The 1,733-nt window shown below is 64.7% G+C and carries 3 protein-coding genes; 2 read left to right on the top strand and 1 reads right to left on the bottom strand.

Annotation, left to right across the window (positions count from 1 at the left end):
- Window positions 1-621 (bottom strand): carbamoyl-phosphate synthase domain-containing protein (locus AX681_RS05160; RefSeq protein ID WP_331709986.1); only part of this gene is annotated, 621 nt, incomplete at its 3' end.
- 133 nt (window positions 622-754) lie between these two features.
- Between AX681_RS05160 and AX681_RS05155 the strand changes: the two genes are divergently transcribed.
- Both AX681_RS05155 and AX681_RS05150 read left to right on the top strand, forming a co-directional pair.
- The gene (locus AX681_RS05155; RefSeq protein ID WP_066681916.1) at window positions 755-1,207 is read left to right on the top strand and encodes a GatB/YqeY domain-containing protein; all 453 of its coding nucleotides are present in this window, start codon (window positions 755-757) and stop codon (window positions 1,205-1,207) included.
- Between the two features lie 133 nt (window positions 1,208-1,340).
- On the top strand, window positions 1,341-1,730 hold the full coding sequence (locus AX681_RS05150) for an endonuclease domain-containing protein (protein WP_066658770.1): 390 nt from the start codon (window positions 1,341-1,343) through the stop codon (window positions 1,728-1,730).
- Window positions 1,731-1,733: the final 3 nt, after the last annotated feature.

Raw genomic sequence — 1,733 nt, 5'->3', positions numbered from 1 at the left:
ACCCCCAACCCCTCCCCTGAAGGGGAGGGGCTTATCAGCCTCATACCCGAACCCCAGCCGCCAAACCCCGCCTTCCCATCCGTAATGCGTCTCCGCAGTCACGGTGATGGCCAGGTCCATGCCCTCCAGCCCCGGCCAGGCCTGTGCCTGCGCGATCAGCGCCGGAATATCGAATTCGCCGTCCGCCGAATGCGCGATCACGCCGTTCGGCGCGCCCTTGCCGCGGATGCGCCGCGTCAGCGCGCGGGTGTCGATCCCCGACAGGCCGATGCGGTTGTGCTTCTTCATCCAGCTGTCGAGATGCTCGACGCTGCGGAAATTCGACGGCTCGGTCACATCCTCGCGCACGATCATGCCCAGCGCGTGCGGATTGTCCGCCTCGACGTCATCGGGGTTCGCGCCGACATTGCCGATATGCGGGAAGGTGAAGCAGATCATCTGGCCCGCGAACGACGGGTCGGTCATGATCTCCTGATATCCGGTCATCGCGGTGTGGAAGCAGACTTCCCCCGCCGCCGCGCCCTCGGCCCCGAATCCACGGCCCCAGATGACCTCGCCGCTGGCGAGAACCAGAACGCCTGTAGCTCCTTCAGGCACGATAATAGGCGTGGCTTCGGCCATCAGAGAAGGTCGCTCCTGTCAGTTTTTCCGGCGATGTCGCTAAGCGCTGCCCGCTAGACCCCTACCCCCCTCGCGTCAACCGCCTGTCGCGACTATCTGGGGACAATTCCGATTCAGTTGAGAGATAAACCAAATGATCCGCGACGACATCAAGGCCGCCCTCGTCACCGCCATGAAGGGCGGCGACAAGGAAGGAACCGCCGCCATCCGCCTGATCCAGAGCGCGATCAAGAACCGCGACATCGAAGCGCGCACCCAGGCACCGGTCACCGACGACGACGCGCTGGTGGTCGAAGTGCTGCAGAAAATGGTCAAGCAGCGCCGCGAATCGATCGAGATGTACGAAAAGGGCGGCCGCCAGGAACTCGCCGACGCCGAACGCGCCGAAGTCGCGGTGATCGAACGCTTCCTCCCCGCCCAGATGAGCGCCGAAGAAACCGCAGCGGCGATCGAGGCGATCAAGGCCGACCTCGGCGCCACCGGCATGAAGGACATGGGCCGCGTCATGGCGGAGCTTAAGGCCCGCCACGCCGCGAGCCTCGACATGAGCAAGGCGAGCGGTCTCGTGAAGGCGGCGTTGAGCTGACGGGCGGTGGACAGGCCCTCCCCTAGCCCCTCCCGCAAGCGGGAGGGGAATGGACTGCCGCAAGGGCACGGCGCTACAACCCCCCCTCCCGCTTGCGGGAGGGGTCGGGGGAGGGCCTGTCAAAATGGACCGAATGCCAAAGGACAAAGGCTCCACCCGCGACACCCCCCGCGCCCGCGCCCTCCGAAACAATCCCACGCAAGCAGAAAAGCACCTTTGGGAAGCCCTCAGCGCACGCAAGACAGCCGGTGCCCGCTTCAATCGCCAGGTCCAGATCGGCCCCTATTTCTGCGATTTCGTGGCGAGGTCGTTGAAGCTCGTCATTGAGGTGGACGGCGGCCAGCACGGCGATGCGTCGGATGAAGCACGGACCGGATTTCTCGAAGCCCGAGGGTATCGTGTGATCCGATTCTGGAACAACGACGTGTTGAGCAATTTGGATGGCGTAGTGTCCGAAATCGAGCGCGTGCTGGCGGACAGGCCCTCCCCTAACCCCTCCCGCAAGCGGGAGGGGTACGGATAAGCG

The organism is Sphingomonas sp. CCH9-E2 (assembly GCF_001557215.1).
In the GTDB taxonomy this organism is placed as follows: domain Bacteria; phylum Pseudomonadota; class Alphaproteobacteria; order Sphingomonadales; family Sphingomonadaceae; genus Sphingomonas.
The sequence above is the reverse complement of the archived record's forward strand: the minus strand, read 5'-3'. Positions and strand labels throughout refer to the sequence as shown.